Annotated in this window: 4 protein-coding genes and 1 pseudogene; all 5 read left to right on the forward strand. The window is 65.0% G+C overall.

Going from position 1 to position 3,144, the window contains the following annotated elements:
* Nucleotides 1-413: pseudogene (locus tag VGD20_RS17680) on the forward strand (phosphoribosylanthranilate isomerase); the annotation flags it as partial.
* The gene (trpB, locus tag VGD20_RS17685) at nucleotides 410-1,621 is read left to right on the forward strand and encodes a tryptophan synthase subunit beta (protein WP_331135692.1); all 1,212 of its coding nucleotides are present in this window, start codon (nucleotides 410-412) and stop codon (nucleotides 1,619-1,621) included. The pseudogene VGD20_RS17680 and the gene trpB, both read left to right, overlap by 4 nt.
* Nucleotides 1,618-1,815, forward strand: coding sequence for a hypothetical protein (locus VGD20_RS17690; RefSeq protein WP_331135693.1), 198 nt, complete (start codon nucleotides 1,618-1,620; stop codon nucleotides 1,813-1,815). Before trpB ends, VGD20_RS17690 begins: the two co-directional genes overlap by 4 nt.
* Entirely contained in the window at nucleotides 1,812-2,603 is a 792-nt protein-coding gene (gene trpA, locus VGD20_RS17695; RefSeq protein ID WP_331135694.1) for a tryptophan synthase subunit alpha, read from the forward strand. The genes VGD20_RS17690 and trpA overlap by 4 nt, the downstream gene beginning before the upstream one ends.
* Nucleotides 2,600-3,144: acetyl-CoA carboxylase carboxyltransferase subunit beta (locus VGD20_RS17700; protein WP_331135695.1), on the forward strand; the 545-nt coding region annotated here is incomplete at its 3' end. The genes trpA and VGD20_RS17700, both read left to right, overlap by 4 nt.

The following is a 3,144-nucleotide window of genomic DNA, read 5'->3' on the forward strand; positions in this document are numbered from 1 at the left end:
TTGGCATGGTACGTCCCGACATCATCCAGTTTCACGGCAGCGAAACGCCCGAGTGGCTGGCGGTGGTCAAACGGCTGGTCCCCGCAGAAATCTGGAAAGCCATCGGCCTGAAAGATGCGGGCACGCTCGAGCGAATGCAGAAATATCGCGGCATTGCCGACCGTATCCTCTTCGATGCTCCCGCTGCGGCACTTCCCGGCGGAACCGGCACGCGCTTCGACTGGTCGCTGCTTAAAAACCATCGCCATACAATGGACTGGGGAATCGCCGGCGGTCTGACGCCCGAGAATGTCGCGCAGGCGATCGCCGAAACCGGCGCGCCGCTCGTCGACGTCTCGTCGGGAGTCGAAAGCGCGCCGGGCGTGAAGGATGTGGACAAGATCGCCGCTTTCCTTAAAGCCGCCGGTCGATGACAGACTTACCCAACAGCCTCCGCTCCGGCCCCGACGCGCGCGGCCATTTCGGCCAGTTTGGCGGCCGCTACGTCGCCGAAACGCTGATGCCGCTGATCCTCGACCTCGAACGCGAATATCGCGCGGCACAGCGCGACAACGCCTTCAGGGCCGAATTCGACTATTTGCTCGAACATTATGTCGGCCGCCCGAGCCCGCTCTGGTTTGCCGAACGGCTGACCGAACATCTGGGCGGCGCGAAGATTTACCTGAAGCGCGAGGATCTCAACCATACCGGCGCGCACAAGATCAACAATTGCATCGGTCAGATCCTGCTCGCCAGACGCATGGGCAAGACGAAGATCATCGCAGAGACCGGCGCGGGCCAGCATGGCGTCGCGACCGCGACCGTCGCGGCGCTCTTCGGCCTGCCCTGCACGATCTTCATGGGTGCGGTCGACGTCGCGCGCCAGCAGCCCAACGTGTTCCGCATGAAATTGCTCGGCGCCGAAGTCGTCGCGGTCGAGAGCGGCGCGAAAACGTTGAAGGACGCAATGAACGAGGCGCTGCGCCACTGGGTCGCGAACGTCCACGACACCTTCTACATCATCGGCACAGTGGCGGGGCCGCACCCCTATCCCGAGCTTGTCCGCGATTTCCAGTCGGTGATCGGCGACGAAGCTCGGACACAGATACTCGAAGCCGAGGGCCGCCTCCCAGACATGCTGATCGCACCCGTCGGTGGCGGATCGAATGCGATCGGGCTGTTCCATCCGTTCCTCGACGACGAGGGTGTCGAGATCGTCGGTGTCGAAGCTGCTGGTGAAGGCCTCGATGGCAAGCATGCCGCGAGCCTCGCGGGCGGGCGCCCCGGCATCCTCCACGGCAACAAGACCTATCTGCTGCAGGATGATGACGGCCAGATCACCGAGGCGCACAGCATCTCGGCGGGTCTCGACTATCCGGGCATCGGACCCGAACATAGTTGGCTGCACGAAATCGGCCGCGTGCGTTACGAGCCCGTCACCGATGCCGAAGCCCTCGCCAGTTTCCAAAAGCTGACCAAGCTCGAAGGCATCATTCCCGCGCTCGAAAGCGCGCACGCGATCGCCGCCGCCGAACGCATTGCGCCGACACTGGGCAAGGACAAGATCATCATCGTCAATTGCTCGGGTCGGGGGGACAAGGACATCTTCACCGTGGCCGACGCCTTGGGAGTTGCATTGTGAAGCCCGGTCAACGTCGCGCGCTTATCGTATTTGTAATCGCAGCCGCCATTCAGGCGCTCGGTTTCCCGCTGATCAGCAGGATTTTCGGGCTCGGCGACCGGTTCCAGTCGCCGTCGTGGGTCGTCGTCGTGCTCGTGTCACTCATGTTCGTGTGGCTCGACAAGGCCGCAAATCAGAAAAAGTCGGCCGAATGACCCGCTTCGCCGCCGCCTTCGCCAAGCCGCGCCCGGCCCTCGTCGCCTTCATCACCGGCGGCGATGGTGACACCGCCGCGAACCTCGACGCGCTCGTCGCCGGGGGCGCCGATGTCATCGAGCTCGGCATGCCCTTCACCGATCCGATGGCCGACGGTCCCGCGATCCAAGCCGCGAACCTGCGCAGCCTCGCGAAGGGGACGACGACCGCCGACCTGTTCGCGATCGCCGCTGCCTTCCGCGCACGCCATCCCGAAACCCCGCTCGTCCTGATGGGCTATGCCAATCCGATGACGATCCGTGGCGCCGACTGGTTCGCCGCCGAATGTCAAAAGGCCGGCGTCGATGGTGTGATCTGCGTCGATATCCCGTCAGAGGAGGATGCCGAACTCGGCCCCGCGCTCCGCGCCGCCGGCGTCGACCTGATCCGCCTCGCCACCCCGACAACCGACGCCGCGCGCCTGCCCGACGTGCTGAACGGCGCGGGCGGCTTCCTCTATTATGTCTCGGTCGCGGGTATTACCGGGCTCCAGCAGGCCGCGCAGGCGAGCATCGAGGATGCCGTCGCGCGCCTGAAGGCCGCGACCGCCCTGCCCGTCGCGGTCGGTTTCGGCGTGCGTACGCCGGAGCAGGCCGAAAAGATCGCGCGCGTTGCCGACGGCGTCGTCGTCGGTTCGGCCTTTATCGACATCATCGCCGAATATGGCGATGCCGCCGCGCCGCATGTCGAAGCCTTCACCCGTACCCTTGCCGATGCTATCCACGGCGCAAAGGAGATCGCCGCATGAGCTGGCTCGACCGCGTTCGCAACGCCCTGCCCTTCACCGCCAAGCGCGATACCGCCGACAATCTCTGGCACAAATGCCGCCAGTGCCAGCAGATGGTGTTCGTCAAGGAGTGGGAAGACAATCTCAACGTCTGCCCGCGCTGCGATCATCACGACCGCATCGGCGCCACCGAACGTTTCGCGCAGCTGTTCGACGGCGGGCTCCACGAGATGATTGCCGCCCCCGCGGCGCCCGAGGATCCGCTGAAATTCCGCGACACCAAGAAATATGTCGACCGCATCAAGGCCGCGCGCGCGCAGACGGGCGACCGCGACGCCTACCAGAACGCCGCGGGCAAGATCGACGGCAAACCCGTCGTGATCGGCGTCCAGGATTTCGCCTTCATGGGCGGGTCGATGGGCGTCGCGGTCGGCGAAGCCTTTGTCGCCGGGGTCGAACAGGCGATCAAGCGCCGCACGCCCTATATCGCGATCACCGCTGCGGGCGGTGCGCGTATGCAGGAAGGCACGCTGTCGCTGATGCAGATGCCGCGCGCCACAGT

The sequence above is a fragment of the Sphingopyxis sp. genome (genome assembly GCF_036402335.1).
Classification (GTDB): domain Bacteria; phylum Pseudomonadota; class Alphaproteobacteria; order Sphingomonadales; family Sphingomonadaceae; genus Sphingopyxis.

What these genes read in the sequence shown, in the direction of transcription:
- trpB (WP_331135692.1), top strand. Translation starts at nt 410, where the DNA reads ATGACAGACTTACCCAACAGCCTCCGCTCCGGCCCCGACGCGCGCGGC.
- trpA (WP_331135694.1), top strand. Translation starts at nt 1,812, where the DNA reads ATGACCCGCTTCGCCGCCGCCTTCGCCAAGCCGCGCCCGGCCCTCGTC.